Source organism: Streptomyces sp. NBC_00425, assembly GCF_036030735.1.
Lineage (GTDB): Bacteria > Actinomycetota > Actinomycetes > Streptomycetales > Streptomycetaceae > Streptomyces.
Genome location: NZ_CP107928.1, coordinates 8,236,739 through 8,253,187, shown reverse-complemented (window position 1 = coordinate 8,253,187; position 16,449 = coordinate 8,236,739). Strand labels below are relative to the sequence as shown.

Annotated in this window: 18 protein-coding genes, 1 pseudogene and 1 riboswitch; of the genes and pseudogenes, 11 read left to right on the top strand and 8 right to left on the bottom strand. The window is 73.2% G+C overall.

Translation table 11 applies throughout. The features are described from left to right. Positions 1 to 8: 8 nt before the first annotated feature. From OHS82_RS36385 to OHS82_RS36370, 4 genes are all read right to left on the bottom strand, one after another. Positions 9 to 1,730, bottom strand: a complete 1,722-nt coding sequence (locus OHS82_RS36385; RefSeq protein WP_328435348.1) for an urease subunit alpha — start codon at positions 1,728 to 1,730, stop codon at positions 9 to 11. Then, positions 1,723 to 2,034: an urease subunit beta gene (locus OHS82_RS36380; RefSeq protein WP_057580760.1), complete on the bottom strand. Its 312-nt coding sequence runs from the start codon at positions 2,032 to 2,034 to the stop codon at positions 1,723 to 1,725. Before OHS82_RS36380 ends, OHS82_RS36385 begins: the two co-directional genes overlap by 8 nt. A gap of 14 nt (positions 2,035 to 2,048) precedes the next feature. Further along, positions 2,049 to 2,351, bottom strand: a complete 303-nt coding sequence (locus OHS82_RS36375) for an urease subunit gamma (protein ID WP_057580927.1) — start codon at positions 2,349 to 2,351, stop codon at positions 2,049 to 2,051. Between the two features lie 179 nt (positions 2,352 to 2,530). After that, positions 2,531 to 2,758 (bottom strand): hypothetical protein, encoded by a 228-nt coding sequence (locus OHS82_RS36370; RefSeq protein ID WP_328435343.1) that lies wholly within the window; start codon positions 2,756 to 2,758, stop codon positions 2,531 to 2,533. Between the two features lie 74 nt (positions 2,759 to 2,832). Between OHS82_RS36370 and OHS82_RS36365 the strand changes: the two are divergent. Further along, a pseudogene (locus tag OHS82_RS36365) lies at positions 2,833 to 3,254 on the top strand (ABC transporter permease); the annotation flags it as partial. Positions 3,255 to 3,514: 260 nt separating this feature from the next. On the opposite strand, the gene OHS82_RS36360 reads toward OHS82_RS36365, so the two are convergent. Then, positions 3,515 to 3,793, bottom strand: coding sequence for a type II toxin-antitoxin system Phd/YefM family antitoxin (locus OHS82_RS36360; RefSeq protein WP_057580757.1), 279 nt, complete (start codon positions 3,791 to 3,793; stop codon positions 3,515 to 3,517). Between the two features lie 73 nt (positions 3,794 to 3,866). On the opposite strand from OHS82_RS36360, the gene OHS82_RS36355 reads away from it, so the two are divergent. The 3 genes from OHS82_RS36355 to OHS82_RS36345 all read left to right on the top strand — a co-directional run bounded on the left by OHS82_RS36355 (position 3,867) and on the right by OHS82_RS36345 (position 5,842). Next, positions 3,867 to 4,502: an ATP-dependent Clp protease proteolytic subunit gene (locus OHS82_RS36355; RefSeq protein WP_328435341.1), complete on the top strand. Its 636-nt coding sequence runs from the start codon at positions 3,867 to 3,869 to the stop codon at positions 4,500 to 4,502. Positions 4,503 to 4,509: 7 nt separating this feature from the next. Continuing rightward, positions 4,510 to 4,815 (top strand): hypothetical protein, encoded by a 306-nt coding sequence (locus OHS82_RS36350; RefSeq protein WP_057580753.1) that lies wholly within the window; start codon positions 4,510 to 4,512, stop codon positions 4,813 to 4,815. Positions 4,816 to 5,194: 379 nt separating this feature from the next. Then, positions 5,195 to 5,365: riboswitch (cyclic di-AMP (ydaO/yuaA leader) on the top strand. A gap of 3 nt (positions 5,366 to 5,368) precedes the next feature. Then, positions 5,369 to 5,842 (top strand): C40 family peptidase, encoded by a 474-nt coding sequence (locus tag OHS82_RS36345; protein ID WP_057580751.1) that lies wholly within the window; start codon positions 5,369 to 5,371, stop codon positions 5,840 to 5,842. A gap of 114 nt (positions 5,843 to 5,956) precedes the next feature. On the opposite strand, the gene OHS82_RS36340 is transcribed toward OHS82_RS36345, so the two are convergent. Beyond that, complete coding sequence (locus tag OHS82_RS36340; RefSeq protein WP_057580749.1) at positions 5,957 to 6,439, bottom strand: ATP-binding protein; 483 nt, start codon at positions 6,437 to 6,439, stop codon at positions 5,957 to 5,959. 214 nt (positions 6,440 to 6,653) lie between these two features. On the opposite strand from OHS82_RS36340, the gene OHS82_RS36335 reads away from it, so the two are divergent. Together OHS82_RS36335 and OHS82_RS36330 are read left to right on the top strand one after the other, a co-directional pair. Further along, the gene (locus OHS82_RS36335; protein WP_057580748.1) at positions 6,654 to 7,514 is read left to right on the top strand and encodes a helix-turn-helix domain-containing protein; all 861 of its coding nucleotides are present in this window, start codon (positions 6,654 to 6,656) and stop codon (positions 7,512 to 7,514) included. Between the two features lie 9 nt (positions 7,515 to 7,523). Next, on the top strand, positions 7,524 to 7,772 hold the full coding sequence (locus OHS82_RS36330) for a DUF397 domain-containing protein (RefSeq protein ID WP_057580745.1): 249 nt from the start codon (positions 7,524 to 7,526) through the stop codon (positions 7,770 to 7,772). 86 nt (positions 7,773 to 7,858) lie between these two features. Here the strand turns inward: OHS82_RS36330 and OHS82_RS36325 are convergent, their stop codons facing one another. After that, complete coding sequence (locus OHS82_RS36325) at positions 7,859 to 8,986, bottom strand: 8-amino-7-oxononanoate synthase (RefSeq protein ID WP_328435335.1); 1,128 nt, start codon at positions 8,984 to 8,986, stop codon at positions 7,859 to 7,861. A gap of 148 nt (positions 8,987 to 9,134) precedes the next feature. On the opposite strand from OHS82_RS36325, the gene bioB reads away from it, so the two are divergent. The 3 genes from bioB to bioD are packed head-to-tail and all read left to right on the top strand — an operon-like array spanning position 9,135 to position 12,386. Continuing rightward, entirely contained in the window at positions 9,135 to 10,385 is a 1,251-nt protein-coding gene (bioB, locus tag OHS82_RS36320) for a biotin synthase BioB (protein ID WP_057580742.1), read from the top strand. Further along, positions 10,378 to 11,667, top strand: coding sequence for an adenosylmethionine--8-amino-7-oxononanoate transaminase (locus tag OHS82_RS36315; protein ID WP_057580741.1), 1,290 nt, complete (start codon positions 10,378 to 10,380; stop codon positions 11,665 to 11,667). The genes bioB and OHS82_RS36315 overlap by 8 nt, the downstream gene beginning before the upstream one ends. A 2-nt stretch (positions 11,668 to 11,669) precedes the next feature. Beyond that, positions 11,670 to 12,386, top strand: a complete 717-nt coding sequence (gene bioD, locus OHS82_RS36310) for a dethiobiotin synthase (protein ID WP_057580740.1) — start codon at positions 11,670 to 11,672, stop codon at positions 12,384 to 12,386. Between the two features lie 144 nt (positions 12,387 to 12,530). Here the strand turns inward: bioD and OHS82_RS36305 are convergent, their stop codons facing one another. Beyond that, positions 12,531 to 14,780: a helix-turn-helix transcriptional regulator gene (locus OHS82_RS36305; protein ID WP_328435332.1), complete on the bottom strand. Its 2,250-nt coding sequence runs from the start codon at positions 14,778 to 14,780 to the stop codon at positions 12,531 to 12,533. A 109-nt stretch (positions 14,781 to 14,889) separates the two neighbouring features. Here OHS82_RS36305 and OHS82_RS36300 point away from each other — a divergent pair, with 109 nt between their 5' ends. Together OHS82_RS36300 and OHS82_RS36295 are read left to right on the top strand one after the other, a co-directional pair. Beyond that, positions 14,890 to 15,576: an esterase/lipase family protein gene (locus tag OHS82_RS36300; RefSeq protein ID WP_057580739.1), complete on the top strand. Its 687-nt coding sequence runs from the start codon at positions 14,890 to 14,892 to the stop codon at positions 15,574 to 15,576. A gap of 82 nt (positions 15,577 to 15,658) precedes the next feature. Further along, positions 15,659 to 16,345 (top strand): class I SAM-dependent methyltransferase, encoded by a 687-nt coding sequence (locus OHS82_RS36295; RefSeq protein ID WP_057580736.1) that lies wholly within the window; start codon positions 15,659 to 15,661, stop codon positions 16,343 to 16,345. Positions 16,346 to 16,449: the final 104 nt, after the last annotated feature.

The window sequence follows — 16,449 nt, the reverse complement described above, 5'->3', positions numbered from 1 at the left end:
CCTCCGTCTCAGAACAGGAAGTAGCGCTGCGCCATGGGCAGTTCGGCGGCCGGAGCCGCGTCGACGAGCTCTCCGTCGATGTGCACGGCGAAACTGTCGGGGTCGACCCGGACGCGCGGCCGGGCGTCGTTCTCCCGCATGTCGGCCTTGGTGACACCGCGCGTCGACTCGATGGCGACGAACTTCTTGCCCAGCTGCAGACGCTCGGGCAGTCCGTCCTCGATCGCGAGCGGCGCCACGAAGTTGAAGGAGTTCGAGGCGGGCGCCCGGCCGATCGCGCCGTACATCGGACGCGGCAGGATCGGCTGCGGCGTCGGGATCGAGGCGTTGGCGTCGCCCATCTGGGCGTACGCGATCTGCCCGCCCTTGATGACGAGGTGCGGCTTGACGCCGAAGAACGCCGGCTCCCACAGCACCAGGTCGGCGAGCTTGCCGCTCTCCACGGACCCGATCTCGCGGGCCAGTCCCTGTGCGAGGGCCGGGTTGATCGTGTACTTGGCGACGTACCGGCGGACGCGGTGGTTGTCCGCCCGCCCGTCCCCGGGGAGCGCGCCGCGCCGTCGCTTCATCACGTGCGCGGTCTGCCAGGTCCGCAGGATCACCTCGCCGACGCGGCCCATGGCCTGCGCGTCGGAGGAGATGATCGAGATCGCTCCGAGGTCGTGCAGGACGTCCTCGGCGCCGATCGTCGACGGCCGGATCCGCGACTCGGCGAACGCCAGGTCCTCCGGGACGGCCGGGTTGAGGTGGTGGCACACCATCAGCATGTCGAGGTGTTCCTCGGCCGTGTTCACCGTGTACGGCCGCGTCGGGTTGGTCGAGCTCGGCAGCACGTGCGGCTCGGAGACGACGGTCATGATGTCCGGCGCGTGCCCGCCGCCCGCGCCCTCGGTGTGGTAGGCGTGGATGCCGCGTCCGGCGATCGCGGCCAGTGTGTCGCCCACGAACCCGGCCTCGTTGAGCGTGTCGGTGTGGATCGCGACCTGGATGCCGGTGCGGTCGGCGACGGTCAGCGAGGCGTCGATGACGGCCGGGGTCGAGCCCCAGTCCTCGTGCAGCTTCAGTCCCAGCGCCCCGCCGCGGATCTGCGAGAGCATCGCGTCCTGCGAGACGGTGTTGCCCTTGCCGAGGAAGCCGATGTTCAGCGGGTACTGCTCCATCGCCTCCAGCATCCGCGCGAGATGCCACGGGCCGGGCGTCACGGTGGTCGCCTTGGAGCCCTCCGCCGGTCCCGTTCCGCCGCCGACCAGCGTGGTGACGCCCGACGCGAGGGCCTCGTCGGCGATCTGCGGGCAGATGAAGTGGACGTGCGCGTCGACCGCGCCGGCCGTCAGGATCCGTCCGTTGCCGGCGATCACCTCGGTCTCCGGGCCGATGACCAGCTCCGGGTGGACGCCGTCCATCGTGTCGGGATTGCCGGCCTTGCCGATGCCGGTGATCCGCCCGTCCCGGATGCCGACGTCGGCCTTCACCACACCCCAGTGGTCCACGATGACCGCGCCCGTGACGACCGTGTCGGGGGTGCCCTCGGCGCGGGTGGCCCGCGACTGCCCCATGGACTCACGGATGACCTTGCCGCCGCCGAAGACCGCCTCGTCACCGGCGAGTCCGGGGCCGCCGCAGCGGTCCTCCTCGATCTCGATCAGCAGATCGGTGTCGGCGAGACGGATGCGGTCGCCGGTCGTCGGACCGAACAGGTCGGCGTACGCGGCACGTGAGATCTCAGGCATCGAGGGCACCTCCGGTCTCCCCGCGCAGTCCGGGCACGATCCGGTCGCCCGCCAGGGGCACGAGTTCGACCTCGACGGGAATCCCCGGCTCGAAGCGCACAGCGGTGCCGGCGGCGACGTTCAACCGCCTGCCGTGCGCGGCGGCGCGGTCGAAGTCGAGGCCCGGGTTGGCCTCGGCGAAGTGGTAGTGGGAGCCGACCTGGACGGGCCGGTCGGCGGCGTTGAGCACGGTGAGCCGGGTGACCGCACGGCCCTCGTTGTACACGACCGGCTCGTCGGCGAAGAGGATCTCTCCGGGAATCATGGTGGCCTCTCCCGTCAGACGATCGGGTCGTGGACGGTGACGAGCTTGGTGCCGTCGGGGAAGGTGGCCTCGACCTGGACGTCGTGGATCATCTCGGGGATGCCCTCCATGACGTCGTCGCGGGTGAGCAGTTTGCGGCCGGAGGACATGAGCTCGGCGACCGTACGACCGTCCCGCGCGCCCTCGAGAATGTGCGAGGTGATGAGGGCCACCGCCTCGGGGTGGTTGAGCTTCAGCCCGCGGGCCCGGCGCCGCTCGGCGACGTCTGCCGCCACATGGATCAGCAGCCTCTCCTGCTCGTGCGGGGTCAGTTGCACGTCCCACCTCACATCCTCGCTCCGGACCGTGCGGGGCCCGGTTGCCGCGGCCACGGGGGAATGCCCCTGGTGGCATGGATCGGCAGGCTAGTTGGACCGCATTTCGAGCAAGTTAACCAAGCTGTGATCATTCAGGCCGGCGGCGGCCGACCGACACGTTCATCAACGCGCGCAGCCCGTCACCGAGCACCTCGACGGGCCGCGGGGCCGAACAGCGACTGCTGGGCGACGAAAGCCATGACACTGGCGATCAACGTGCGGGCCACGTGGGCCGGGGGGACGTCGGACCGCATCATCCCCGCGTCCTGGCGGGCGACGACGATCCGGGCCCAGGCCTCGCGCACGCCGCCGTACCCCTCGCGCAGGAGGACCGACAGCTCCTCGTCGCGCAGCGTCTCCGCCCCCACCTGGAGGACCAGGCGGAGAGAGGCCGGACGGCCGTCGACGGTCAGGGACTCCCGGGCGGCGAGGGTCCGGCCTCGCCTGGCCCGCGGCCGTACCGGCCCCCCTGCCCCGCGACCTGCCGCTCCAGGTGGCCGGTCCGGCCGCCGCCACGGCCCAGCTGGAACAGCGGCTCGCACGGCACGGGGACGCCTTCGGGACAGACCGTTACGCCGACGAGGCGGCGGCCCGTGACGCGATCGCGGACCGGACCGTATACGGCGCGGTCGTCGTCACCGCCGACGGGCCCGAGCCGCTGACGGCGTCGGCGGCGAGCCCGGTCGTGGCGCAGCTGCAGCAGCAGGCCGTGGCGCAGCGGGCGGCCGCCGACGGCAGTCGGGTGAAGACGGTGGACGTGGGGTTCCCGCCCCGGCGGCCGACCCGCGCGGCGCGGCCCTCACGGCGAGCGTGCTGCCGCTTGCGCCGGCGCTCGAGAGGATCATGGCGGGTGCCGCGGCGACCGGTCCGGCTCTCCCGCTGTCCTGCTGTGCCGTCCTGGGACTCGGGGCCGTCCTGCCGGGCGCCGGGCTGCGGTCCCGGCGGGCACGGACGGGCGCGGCCCCCGTCGGGGAACGCGAGCCGGCGCCCGTCGACTGAACGGCGGCCCGGCACCCCCGCCGCGACGGACCACGGGGCCGGTCCGGCCGCGCGCGTCGTCGGCCCTTCGCACGCCCTGACGCGCCCACCCTTCCGGCCGCACTTTCGCCGGCCTTGCGCAGGCCCTACGACGGGCCGGCCCCCCGGTGCTCCGCGGCGATCCCGAACCGCTGCTGTTCACGGGGAGCGGAGGCGACCTCGCGCACGGCGGAGACGGAGCGGATCACCGGTTCCTCCGCCGGACGGTCCAGCTCGTCCAGTCGCTCCAGGTCGGCGGCGGAGACGAGGGCGACGAGGGGTTTGCCGTGCCGGGTCACGACGACGCGCTCACCGCCGTACACCACGCGGTTGATCAGCTCGGCGAGTTCAGCCCTGGCTTGCGTCACCGGAATCTCGTAGGCCATGAACCCATTCTAACGTCACGTACGTCCTGTACATTTCTTACAGACGTGCCAGACCTAGAAGGAGGGGGCACCCATGCAGCGACCGTCCGCCCGCCATGTCCTGCCCGAGTTCACCGAACGGACGAGCTCGGGGCACCGCACGATGGATCCGTACGCGAAGCTGCTGGAGGAGCGGATCGTCTTCCTGGGCACCCCGGTCGACGACGTCTCGGCGAACGACGTCATGGCCCAGTTCATGTACCTCGAGCACAAGGACCCGGACCGGGACATCGCGCTGTACATCAACTCCCCCGGCGGCTCGTTCAGTGCGATGACGGCCCTGTACGACACGATCCGGTACATCACCTGTGACGTGTCGACGACCTGTCTGGGGCAGGCGGGCACGTCGGCTGCGGTCCTGCTGGCCGCGGGCACGCCGGGCAAGCGGTTCACCCTGCCGGGGGCGCGGATGACGATCCGCCAGCCCTCGCTGCCCGAGCCCGCCGAGGGGCAGGTCGGTGACCTGGTCATCCAGGCCGAGGAACTGGCGCGCACCCGTGCGGCCCTGGAGGAGATGCTCGTGCGCCACACCGGGCGGACGCCGGAGCAGGTGACCGCGGACATCGAGCGGGACACGTTCCTCTCCGCCCCGCAGGCGGTGGAGTACGGCCTGGTGGACGGCATCGTCCCGAGCCGCAGGGCTTCCTCCGGGGCACAGGGCGGGAGGTGAGCCGGCGATGGTGCCCGAACTGCCGCCGCTGCCCGCGCTGACCCGCGCGGAGGCCGAGCTGATCGACGGATACCTCGACGTGGTCGACATGCTCGGCCGCATCAATCCCGCCCACCACGGGGACACCTACCGCGGACTGCGCGCGGCACAGGCCCTGGTGAGCAAGGCGACCGCGCTGCGCGACGCGCTGACGCTGATGCACCAGCGGGGTGAGAGCGAGCTGCACGCGGCGACGCTCGCGCGGGCGCTGCGCGTCCTGGACGGGGAGCGCCGCACCGCGCGCGTCATGCTGCCGCCGCTCTCCGAGAGTTGACCCGGGGCGGCTCCGGTCCGGACGGCTCGCGGCTCGCACGTGACGTCCGGACCGGAGTCGAAACGACCCAGAAGGCGTACCCCCGTTCGGCAGAACGTCTACTGTTCCCCCGGACGCCCAGAACTTGCGCGGAAGGGCGCTCTTCGAGCGGAACGGGGGGCGTCTCCGCTGGTGAGAGCGCCTGAGGCGACACGGCACCTGATCACCCGTCAGAGTGTTCACCCGAACGGGTGAGTGGTGAGTAACCCCACAAATCCCCGGTTCCGTTGGGATTTTCGGACATCCGTGAGCCAAGATCCCTGTCTGACGACAAGCCCCCGCCACAAGCGGCGGGGCGATCCGGGTGGACGCCGAGTCCTGCCGCCTCCCGGATGACCGGTCGACAGGAGTGCATCGGCAGGAGTGGAGGACCCAAGCACGACGGGTCGCCGGAACGGTCACGCCATGACCGGGCCGAGCAGCCCTTGGGGTGAAGCCGCTGACGCGGCCGGGCAACTTCGCCAGCCCGAATCCGACAGGTCATCCTTCACAGGCGGCTGACGAAGGGTTGCGCATGACTGCGCTCAATCGTGTCCCGTCGCTCATGGCCCGGGCCGGTACGGCCTCGGCGTTCGCCATCGCCGCCGTGGGCGGCACGGTCGTGGTCCCGGGGCTCGCTCCGGACGCCGCGGCCGCCACACCGGCGACGAAGGCGCTTCAGGTCGCGGCCTCCAAGAAGGGTGCACCGTACAAGTACGGGGCCACCGGGCCGAAGAGGTTCGACTGCTCGGGGCTCACGCTGTACTCGTTCAAGAAGGCGGGCAAGAGCCTGCCGCGGACGGCGGCCCAGCAGTACAACAAGACGAAGCACATTTCGGCGTCCAGCCGCAAGGCGGGCGACCTGGTGTTCTTCCACTCGGGGTCGAACGTGTACCACGTCGGGATCTACGCGGGCAAGGGCAAGATCTGGCACTCGCCGAAGACCGGGGACGTGGTGAAGCTGCAGAAGATCTGGACCAAGAGCGTCTGGTACGGCCGGGTCCGCTAGCGCCCGGACGCTGATCCGCCCGGCCCTGCGGGGCCCGGGCGCCGATCTGCCGGGTCCGCCGAGCTGCCGGACCCACTGGCCTCCCGGGGCCGTGCAGGGCGTCCTGACACGCCTTCATCGCCCCGGGAGCTCGCCGTCCGCCGGGACCGCCAGGACTCCGGCAGCCGGCTCAGCCGCCGGGACGGTCCACGGGAGCTCGACGATGACCGTCTTGCCGCCCTCCCGGGTGGGCCGCACTCTGAGTCTGCCGCCGGCCTCCGCGGTCAGCCAGCGAATGATCACCATGCCTCGGCCGTTGTCCTGCTGGACGGCGGCCGGCAGTCGTTGCGGGAAGCGCGGGTGACTGTCGGTGACGCCGATGCTCAGACGTTCGTCGCGGTCGAGGACGAGGTCCACCGTGAACGTGGGTGACTGGCCGAAGGTGTGCTGCACGGCGTTGGTGGCGAGTTCCGAGACGATCAGGCGGACGGTGTCGGCCGCCTCGGCGTCCGCCGGCAGGCCCCATTCGCCGAGGGCGCCGGCCACGAAGGCACGGGCCGTGGAGACCGAGGCGGGATCGCTCGGCAGAGTGACGGATGCTTCCAGGTGATCTGCCATGGCGACGTCGTACCTTTCCCACGGGACCGGAGCCCGACACGGCGCGGATGGATTCGAGTACGGTCCCGGACTGGTGCTTCTTCGCCAGACTGCCATCACCACACCGGTCACGGGTGGCGATCCACCAAGATGTGCATATATCTGTCGCCCGATGCGGTGAACTCTACGACGACAGAGCGTATTTGGCCGACCTGTCAGGAGTAAGGAAGAGCCCATGCAACACGGACCGGCGGTGCGCCGCCGCAAGCTGGGCGCCGAACTGCGCACTTTACGCGCCCAGGCGGGCCTCACCAGCGGTGAGGCGGCCCGGCTCGTGGGGTGGCACCAGTCCAAGGTGAGCCGTATCGAGACCGGTACCAGTGGATCGAAACCGGCCGATGTGCGGTTACTCCTCGACGCGTACGGTGTGGCCGATCCGCAACTGCGCGAGCTGATGCTGGCGTTGGCCGGCGACGACGCGGGCGACGGTCGGGACCACTGGTGGCACGCCTACCGCGGGGTGCTGCCGCCCGCCTACCGGGACTTCATCAGCCTGGAGTCCCAGGCCAGCGCGATGCGCACCCTGGAGACGACCGTGGTGCCGGGCCTGCTGCAGACGCCCGAGTACGCGCGCGCCGTGACCTGCGCGGCCGTCGAGGGCCTCGACGAGGAGCAGTTGGACGCCTTGGTGGAGGTGCGGCTGGCCCGCCAGGACGTGCTGCGTGCGCAGCCGCCGCTGGAGCTGAGCGCGGTGCTGGACGAGGCGGTGCTGCGCCGCGAGGTGGGCGGCCCCGAGGTGATGGCGCGCCAGCTGCGACGGCTGGCGGAGGCCTCCCGCACGCCGCAAGTGAGCCTTCAGGTACTGCCGTTTACCGCGGGTGCGCATATCGGAGTAACCGGCCCTTTCGTTATCTTTTCATTTGCGCGCACTTCTGATCTGGATGTGGTTGTTCTCGACCATTTGACGAGTAGCCTCTATCTCGAACGGAAAGAAGACCTCCAGGCCTACGCCCAGGCCTTCAACGCCCTTCGGGCACACGCCCTTTCGCCCGGGGAAACATCGGAATACCTCGCCGCTGTCGCCGGCGGCGCGTAAGGAGGCACCATGTCCGCAGTACCGCGGAACGTACCTTCCCGTACCGATCCCGACCGGCTCCCGCAGATGCGGTGGCGGCGCAGCAGCTACAGCACCGGAGCCAACAACTGCGTCGAGACCGCCCGGCCGGACCACGGCCCCTGGGCCGGTCTGCTCGCCGTACGCGACTCCAAGGACCCGGCCGGCCCCGCCCTGCTCTTCTCCCCCGAGAGCTGGACGGGCTTCACCGCCGCGCTGCGCCGACCACGCCGCACCTGACGGCGCCTCGGGGCACCCCGGTCGGACCCCGTCAGATCCCCGTCAGATCCCCCGTCACAGGCGACCCACGGCCCTGTCCCGCCGACTCACGGTCGCGTCTCGCCGATCACCCGCACAGCGCGTTCCAGCTCGGCCCCGGAGAGGTCCGCACGGGCGGTGAGCCTCAGGCGTGAGATTCCGTCGGGCACGGAAGGAGGACGGAAGCAGCCCACGGCCAGGCCTGCCGTCCGGCAGTCCGCCGCCCACTGCAGAGCCTCCTCCGGGGACGGCGCACGCACCGAGACGACCGCCGCGTCGGGACGCACCGCTTCCAGGCCCGCGGCCGTCAGCCGGGCGTGGAGTTCCCCCGCCACCGCACGCGCGCGTGCCGCGCGCCCGGGCTCCCGGCGCAGCAGCCGCAGGGCCGCCAGCGCGGCGCCCGCCGCCGCCGGGGCCAGGCCCGTGTCGAAGATGAACGTGCGGGCCGCGTTCACGAGATGCTCGATGACCCGCGCGGGCCCCAGCACGGCTCCCCCCTGGCTGCCGAGCGACTTGGACAGCGTGAGCGTCACGACGACGTCGGGGGCGCCGGCGAGACCGGCCGCGTGCGCGGTCCCCCGGCCGCCGTCGCCGAGCACGCCCAGTCCGTGGGCGTCGTCGACGACGAGTCCGGCGCCGTGCTCCCGGCAGGCGGCGGCGAGGCCGGCCAGCGGGGCCGCGTCGCCGTCGACCGAGAAGACCGCGTCGGAGACGGCGACGGCCGGGCCCTCGTGGGCGTCGAGCGCCTTGCGCACGGCCTCCGGGTCGGCGTGGCCGACGACCTGGACGGCCCCGCGGGCCAGCCGGCAGCCGTCGATGAGCGAGGCGTGGTTGCCCGCGTCGGAGACGATCAGCGAGCCGTGCGGGGCCAGCGCGGTGACGGCGGCGAGGTTCGCCGCGTAACCGGAGGAGAAGACCAGGGCCGCCTCGAAGCCGCAGAAGTCCGCCAGCTCCCGCTCCAGGTCGCCGTGCAGCTCGGTGGTGCCGGTGACGAGGCGGGAGCCGGTGGCGCCGCCGCCCCAGGTGCGGGCGGCGGCCGCGGCGCCCTCGACGACCTCAAGATGGCGGGCCAGACCCAGGTAGTCGTTGCTCGCGAGGTCGAGCAGCGGCGAGTCGGCCGGACGCGGCCGCAGGGTCCGTACGAGTCCGGCCCGGCGGCGCAGCTCCGCCTGCTCGTCGATCCAGCCGAACGCCATGGGTCCTCCGGGGCTTTTGTAGGTAGCGGACAGACACTAGCGGCAGGGCCGCCCACCCACGGTGTGGCAATACCCACACGTCGAACCGGGTGTGTTGTGTGATCCCTACCTTGGCCCGGAGCGGGTGCGTAGGACAGGATCGGCTCTCATGGACCTGCTGAACACGCTGGTGGACAAGGGGCTTCGGCGCGAGCTGCCGACCCGCGAGGAGGCTCTGGCCGTCCTCGCCACTTCCGACGACGACGTGATGGACGTGGTGGCCGCGGCCGGGAAGGTGCGCCGGCACTGGTTCGGACGACGGGTGAAGCTCAACTACCTCGTCAACCTCAAGTCGGGCCTGTGCCCCGAGGACTGTTCGTACTGCTCCCAGCGGCTGGGCTCGACGGCCGGCATCCTGAAGTACACCTGGCTCAAGCCCGACGAGGCCTCGCAGGCCGCCGCCGCCGGTCTGGCGGGCGGCGCCAAGCGGGTCTGCCTGGTGGCGTCCGGGCGCGGGCCGACGGACCGGGACGTCGACCGGGTCTCCGACACCATCAAGGCGATCAAGGAACAGAACGAGGGCGTCGAGGTGTGCGCCTGTCTGGGTCTGCTCTCCGACGGCCAGGCCGAGCGGCTGCGCGAGGCGGGCGCCGACGCCTACAACCACAACCTCAACACGTCGGAGTCCACGTACGGGGACATCACGACCACGCACACCTACGCCGACCGGGTGGACACCGTCACCAAGGCGCACGCGGCGGGCCTGTCGGCCTGCTCGGGTCTGATCGCCGGCATGGGCGAGACGGACGAGGACCTGGTGGACGTCGTCTACTCGCTGCGCGAGCTGGACCCGGACTCGGTGCCGGTCAACTTCCTCATCCCGGTCGAGGGCACCCCGCTGGCCAAGGAGTGGAACCTCACCCCGCAGCGCTGCCTGCGGATCCTGGCCATGGTGCGGTTCGTCTGCCCGGACGTCGAGGTGCGCATCGCGGGCGGGCGCGAGGTCCATCTGCGCACGATGCAGCCGCTCGCGCTGCACCTGGCCAACTCGATCTTCCTCGGCGACTACCTCACGACCGAGGGCCAGGCGGGCAAGGCCGACCTGGAGATGATCGCGGACGCCGGGTTCGAGGTGGAGGGCGCGGAGCAGGTCACCCTGCCCGAACACCGGGCGACTGCGGGCGGCGGCTGCGGGTCCCACGAGAGCGGCGGCTGCGGCTCCGAGGGGTCCGCGGGGTGCGGCTCGCACGAGGGCTCCGGGTGCGGCTCGCACGAGGGCGGCGGCGTCTGCGGCTCCGTCCCCGCGGCGACTGCCGCCTCCGCTGCCCCCGCCGCCGCGGCGTCGGCCGGGGAGGCCCGCACCGACCTGGTCGCCGTGCGCCGCCGCGGCGCCGGCACCGATCTCGCCCCCAATGCCTGAGCCGTCCCCGCTCGCGGTGCCGGAGCTGCTGGAGCTCGACCGGCGGCATGTGTGGCATCCCTACGGTCCGATGCCCGGCCGGGCCGAACCGCTCGTCGTGGAGTCGGCGAGCGGGGTCCGGCTGCGGATGGCGGACGGCTCGGGCGAGCTGGTCGACGGCATGTCGTCCTGGTGGTCCGCCATCCACGGCTACAACCACCCGGTGCTCAACGACGCCGTGCGCGAGCAGCTGGGACGGATGAGCCACGTCATGTTCGGCGGGCTCACCCACGAGCCCGCCGTTCGGCTGGCGAAACTCCTTGTCGACATGTCGCCCGACGGTCTCGAGCATGTGTTCCTCGCCGACTCGGGTTCGGTGTCGGTCGAGGTCGCCGTGAAGATGTGCCTGCAGTACTGGCGTTCGTCGGGCCGTCCGGCGAAGAGCCGCCTGCTGACCTGGCGCGGCGGCTACCACGGCGACACCTGGCAGCCCATGTCGGTCTGCGACCCCGACGGCGGGATGCACGACCTGTGGACCGGGGTGCTGCCCCGGCAGGTCTTCGTGGACGAGCCCCCCGCGGAGTACGACGAGGCGTACGCCGATCAGCTGCGCGCCGCCGTCGAACGGCACGCCGACGAGCTGGCCGCGGTCATCGTGGAGCCGGTGGTGCAGGGCGCGGGCGGGATGCGGTTCCACTCCCCCGGGTATCTGCGGGTGCTGCGCGAGGCGTGCGACGCGCACGACGTGCTGCTGGTGTTCGACGAGATCGCGACCGGATTCGGCCGTACGGGCGCGCTGTTCGCGGCGGAGCACGCCGCGGTCACCCCGGATGTGATGTGCGTCGGCAAGGCTCTGACCGGCGGCTATCTGACGATGGCGGCGACACTGTGCACCTCCCGGGTGGCCGACGGGATCTCGCGGGGCGAGGTACCGGTGCTGGCCCACGGCCCGACGTTCATGGGCAACCCCCTCGCCGCGGCCGTCGCCTGCGCCTCGATCGAGCTGCTGCTCGGACAGGACTGGCTCGCGGAGGTCAAGCGGATCGAGTCGGGGCTGCGGGAGGGCCTCGCGCCGGCCTCGCGGCTCCCGGGCGTGCGGGACGTGCGGGTTCTCGGCGCCGTCGGCGTGGTCCAGCTCGACCACGAGGTGGACATGCGGGCCGCCACCGCGGCGGCCGTGCGCGAGGGCGTCTGGCTGCGTCCGTTCCGCGATCTCGTCTACACGATGCCGCCGTACGTCACCGCGGACGCGGACGTGGCACGGATCGCGCGCGCGGTGTGCGCCGCGGCGCGGGAGGGATGAGCATGCCGATCCTGGTGATCACGGGGACGGGCACGGAGGTCGGCAAGACGGTCACGACGGCGGCGGTCGCCGCGGCGGCGCTGGCGGCGGGCCGGTCGGTGGCCGTGCTGAAGGCGGCGCAGACCGGCGTGGCGCCGGACGAGCCGGGGGACGCCGAGGAGGTCGCGCGGCTGGCGGGCGCGCTCACCGCGGTCGAAGTCGCCCGCTTCCCCGAGCCGTTGGCTCCCGCGACGGCGGCGCGGCGGGCGGGCCTCGCGCCCGTACGCCCGAACGACGTGGCGGAGGCCGCGCGGAAACTGGCGGCAGAGCACGACCTGGTGCTCGTCGAGGGGGCGGGCGGGCTGCTCGTGCGGTTCGACGAGGCGGGCGGAACGCTGGCCGACGCCGCTCGGCTGCTGCGGGCGCCGGTGCTGGTGGTGTCCTCGGCGGGGCTGGGCACGCTGAACACGACGGAGCTCACGGCTCGCGAACTGCGTTCGCGTGGGCTGGAGTTGCTGGGCGTGGTCATCGGCGACTGGCCGGACTCGCCCGACCTGGCGATGCGTTGCAACGTCACCGACCTGCCGGAGGTCGCCGGGGCCCCGCTGCTGGGGGCGCTGCCGACGGGTGTGGGGGCGCTGGCGCCCGCCGACTTCCGCGCGTCGGCCCCGGGTTGGCTGGCTCCCCGTCTCGACGGGGCGTGGGACGCCGACGCGTTCCGCGTACGGGCTGCGGACTGAGTCAGGCCCGCGAGGCGCCACAGGCCCCGTCCGCCGCGCGAGACCCGCGGAGTGACGGGGCCTTCGCGTGAGCGTCGTCGGAACGGGCGGGCCGGCGCTCGCGCCCGGGCACGGGCGGGGCGGACGTCTGGGACCGGTGGGACTTCATGGACCCGAGGGGCGGACGTCGTCCGGGACGCCTCGGTCCTGCGGTGGACCGGACGACGCCCCCGTCCCCTGGGCGTCGGCCTGGGCGATCAGCCGGACGAGTTCGATGCGGGAGCGGATGCCCAGCCGGTTGAAGACGCCGCGCAGATGGTGGTCGATCGTGCGATGGCTGAGGGCGAGACGGACGGCGATCTCCCGGTTCGTCGCGCCCTCGGCGGCCATCCTGGCGATCAGGAACTGCTGGGCCGTCAGCAGGACGGCCGGACTGTCCGCCCCACGGGCCGCGGTCGCGGGGGCGCCGAGGGCGCGGAGTTCGGCCCGGGCCGCTTCGGCGCAGTGCGGTGCGCCGAAGGATTCGAACGCCTCCCGGGCGCTGTGCAGCCGGTCGCGGGCCTCCGCACGGTGGCGGAGTCGGCGCAGTGCGCTGCCGAACAGCAGCTCCGTGCGGGCGTGTTCGAAGGGGCGGGCGCCCTCGGCGTGCAGTTCGAGCGCGGTGCGGTAGTGGTCCAGGGCGTCGGCTCCCGGGGTCAGCAGGGCGCGGCAGCGTGCGCTGAGGGCCAGTTCGTCGGGGCTGCGGACGGCTCGGGCCCACCGGTCGTAGTCGGCGTGCGCGGCGCGGGCGACGCGCGTGTCGCCGGTGCGCACGGCGGCCTCGACATAGTGCGGGGTCGCCGAGTGGCGGACTGCGCGGTGGCCGTGTCCGGGTCCGAGGGCGGCGAGGGCGCGCAGCCGGGCCGCGGCGGGTCCGTAGCGCCCGGTGCCGAGGTCGAGGAAGGCGAGCGCCCATTGGGCGAGCGCGGCGGGCAGGCCCAGGCCGTGGGCGAGGGCGTGGGAACGGGCCGCCGCGGCGCGCCTGCGGCACAGGTCGCCGTCTCCGGTGAGCGCGGCGAACATGGCGAGGGCGGCCTGCAGATGACAGGCGCCGTTGTCCTGCCCGGTGGCGTGGGCCTGCCGTAACGCGTCCAGGGCGGCGGCTTCGGCGGCGCGCGGTCGACCGGTCCAGAAGTCGGCGTAGGCGCGGAACTCCAGCGCCTGCGGGACGAGAGAGGTGAGCCCGCGCGTCCGGGCGGCGGCCGCCGCCCGGACGGTGGCGGTGGCGGCCCGGGGGTGGTCGCCGAGCATCAGGGCGGCGACGCCGGCGTGCAGCAGATCGGTGGGGTCTCCGCCGGGGCCGCATCTGCCCGCGGTCGCCTCCAGCAGGTCGCGGGCGTCCTCGTAGCGTCCGTCGACGGCGGCGGCGATCCCGCCCAGCACCCCCGGTGGCGCGACGCCGAGCCGCCGGGCCGCCGCCACCGCCTCCCGGCAGCGCCGCAGGTCGCCGGTGTAGACGGCGGCTTCGGTGGCACGGGCCAGCAGGGGCGCCGGGTCGGCGCCGGCAGCGGTGCCCGTCAGCAGCGCGTCGAACGCCTCGGCGGCGTGGCCGGTGCGCAGGGCGAGGATGCCGGTGAGGGCGTCGGCGTCGGTGCGGGCGGCCAGGGCGCGGGAGCGGTCGGCGTCGCCGGCGTTCCAGGCGTCGGTCGCCGCGTGGGCGAGCAGGCGGGAGCGTTCCCGGGGGGCCGGGCAGAGGACGGCGGCGCGTTCCGCGAGGGCGGCGGCCAGGGCGGGGTCGGCGGCAGTGCGGGCCCGGTCGGCCGCGGTGGCCAGCTCCACGGCGAGCCGTCCGGAGGGACCCAGCGCGGCGGCGCCCCGGTGCCAGGAGCGGCGGGGCAGTTCGGCGGCGTCGTGCAGGACGCGGGCCAGCAGCCGGTGGACGTCACGCCGGTCGTCCGGGGCCGCCGTCTCGTAGGCGGCGATGCGGGTCCAGGCGTCGCGGAAGCCGACGCCGCCCGCCGTGGCGTACGCCAGTCCGGCCGTCTCGGCGGCCTCCAGCGGCCGGGTGTCGAGCCGGGCGGCGGCGACGGCGCGCAGGAAGGCGTGGGTGGCCACCGGGTACTGGTCGGCGGCGGCGAGCAGGAGCAGCAGCCGGGTGTCGTCGGGCAGGGCGCGGACCTCCCGGCGGTGGGCGCGCAGGACGTCCGGGGCCTGCTCGGCCGGGTCGGTGGGCAGGGGGTCGAGGCCGGCCGCCTGCCGTTCGGTGAGCCGGGCCGCGAGTTCGGCGGCGGCGCGCGGGTCGCCGTGCACGAGACGCAGGGCGCGCACCCGGACGCCTTCGGGCAGCGCGGCGACCGGGCGCGGACCCGCGTCCGGGGGCCTCGGTGGCGAAGTGCGGTCCAGAGGTGGGGGGTTCACCGGAGTCACCACACACATGACGTTACTGGCGGGTTACTTGAACAGTAAAGACCGGCGATATCACCGATGCGGCGCGCGTAGACCCGACCGGACACTCCTGGCAACCCCACCCGTTTCAGGAGGCATCATGCAGCGCCGCAAGCGTCGCATCGCCGCGGTCCTCTCGGCCGCGGCCACTTCGCTCCTTCTGTCACTGTCCCTCTCCGCCCCCACCGCCCACGCGGCGACCCACGACCCGATCGTCTTCGTGCACGGCATCAGCAGCTCGTCGAGCAGCTGGGACGACTGGGTCGCCTTCTTCAAGGCCGACGGCTACACGTCCGCCGAGCTCGACGCGTGGACGTACAGCTGGTCCCAGTCGAACGTCACCACGGCCGCGCAGCTGGCCACGGAGATCAAGAACGTGCGCGCGCGGACCGGCGCGAGCAAGGTCGACGTGGTCGTCCACTCCATGGGCGCGCTCAGCTCCCGCTACTACCTCAAGAACCTCGGCGGGACGGCCTTCGTGGACGACTTCGTCTCCGTCGCCGGCACCAACCACGGCACGTCGGTCGCCTCGCTGTGCAGCTGGCTGTACAAGTCCTGCGCCGAGATGGTCACCGGCAGCTCGTTCGTGACCGCCCTCAACTCCGGTGACGAGACGCCGGGCAGCGTCAACTACGCCGCCTACTGGTCGAACTGCGACGCGGCCGTGGACCCGGACTCCTCGGCGCTGCTGAGCGGGGCGACCAACGTGGGCGTCGGCTGCATCTCGCACGACGACATGAACAACGACCACGGTGTCTACGCACAGGTGCGCGCCTTCGTCGAGTGAGCGGCGCGGGCGGCACGGCGTGGGTGCGGCGGACCGGTACGGGGAAGGATCCGGGTACGCCCGTTCTGCCCGGGAGGTCGCCATGCCGATACGGTCCACGGGTTCCGGCAAGGTGTCCGGTGACCCCGTCCACCACCCGCTGTTCGCCCGCTGGTATCCCGCGGTCAGCTCGGCCGCGGAGACCCGTGGCGGCCTGGCGGCGGTCCGTGAGCGGCTGCTGGCCGGGCTGTCCGGCCGGGTCGTCGAGATCGGCGCGGGCAACGGGCTGAACTTCGCCCACTATCCGCGCACCGTAGCCGAGGTCGTCGCGATCGAGCCGGAGCGCCGCATGCGGACGCTGGCGCTGGAGGAGGCGCTGCGCGCCGGCACGCCCGTCGACGTGGTCCCGGGGGCGGCGGAGGCGCTGCCGGTCAAGAGCGAGGCGTTCGACGCGGCGGTGCTGTCGCTGGTGCTGTGCAGCGTGCGGGACGTGCCGCGGGCCCTGGCCGAGCTGCGGCGGGTGCTGCGGCCCGGCGGCGAGGTGCGGTTCCTCGAGCACGGGCCGGGCGGCGGCCAGGTCATGCGGTTCACGCAGCACGCGCTGGACCGCACCGTGTGGCCGCACCTGGCCGGCGGCTGCCACCTCACCCGGGACACGGTCGGCGCGCTGCGGGAGGCCGGCTTCGAGCTGGGCCCCTACCGGCGGGTGCGGCTGCCGGAGAACGGGACCCCGCTGCCGTTCTCCTACTGTGTGACGGGGACCGCGTGGCGGCCCGGAGCACCCGGCTGAAGCCCCGCCCGCGCGATGCCCGTGCGTCCGGGTCCGGATCACCCGCGCGGTCGCCCGGTGCTTCACGGGCCCGATCACCCGCGCGATCGCCGGCGGGTGACCGG

Bases quoted from the DNA above. Each gene is read 5' to 3' on its own strand.
- OHS82_RS36340 (WP_057580749.1), bottom strand. From the start codon at position 6,439: ATGGCAGATCACCTGGAAGCATCCGTCACTCTGCCGAGCGATCCCGCC.
- OHS82_RS36300 (WP_057580739.1), top strand. From the start codon at position 14,890: ATGCAGCGCCGCAAGCGTCGCATCGCCGCGGTCCTCTCGGCCGCGGCC.
- OHS82_RS36360 (WP_057580757.1), bottom strand. From the start codon at position 3,793: ATGGCCTACGAGATTCCGGTGACGCAAGCCAGGGCTGAACTCGCCGAG.
- OHS82_RS36355 (WP_328435341.1), top strand. From the start codon at position 3,867: ATGCAGCGACCGTCCGCCCGCCATGTCCTGCCCGAGTTCACCGAACGG.
- OHS82_RS36345 (WP_057580751.1), top strand. From the start codon at position 5,369: ATGACTGCGCTCAATCGTGTCCCGTCGCTCATGGCCCGGGCCGGTACG.
- OHS82_RS36295 (WP_057580736.1), top strand. From the start codon at position 15,659: ATGCCGATACGGTCCACGGGTTCCGGCAAGGTGTCCGGTGACCCCGTC.
- OHS82_RS36325 (WP_328435335.1), bottom strand. From the start codon at position 8,986: ATGGCGTTCGGCTGGATCGACGAGCAGGCGGAGCTGCGCCGCCGGGCC.
- bioB (WP_057580742.1), top strand. From the start codon at position 9,135: ATGGACCTGCTGAACACGCTGGTGGACAAGGGGCTTCGGCGCGAGCTG.
- OHS82_RS36315 (WP_057580741.1), top strand. From the start codon at position 10,378: ATGCCTGAGCCGTCCCCGCTCGCGGTGCCGGAGCTGCTGGAGCTCGAC.
- bioD (WP_057580740.1), top strand. From the start codon at position 11,670: ATGCCGATCCTGGTGATCACGGGGACGGGCACGGAGGTCGGCAAGACG.
- OHS82_RS36330 (WP_057580745.1), top strand. From the start codon at position 7,524: ATGTCCGCAGTACCGCGGAACGTACCTTCCCGTACCGATCCCGACCGG.
- OHS82_RS36350 (WP_057580753.1), top strand. From the start codon at position 4,510: ATGGTGCCCGAACTGCCGCCGCTGCCCGCGCTGACCCGCGCGGAGGCC.
- OHS82_RS36380 (WP_057580760.1), bottom strand. From the start codon at position 2,034: ATGATTCCCGGAGAGATCCTCTTCGCCGACGAGCCGGTCGTGTACAAC.
- OHS82_RS36385 (WP_328435348.1), bottom strand. From the start codon at position 1,730: ATGCCTGAGATCTCACGTGCCGCGTACGCCGACCTGTTCGGTCCGACG.
- OHS82_RS36335 (WP_057580748.1), top strand. From the start codon at position 6,654: ATGCAACACGGACCGGCGGTGCGCCGCCGCAAGCTGGGCGCCGAACTG.
- OHS82_RS36305 (WP_328435332.1), bottom strand. From the start codon at position 14,780: ATGTGTGTGGTGACTCCGGTGAACCCCCCACCTCTGGACCGCACTTCG.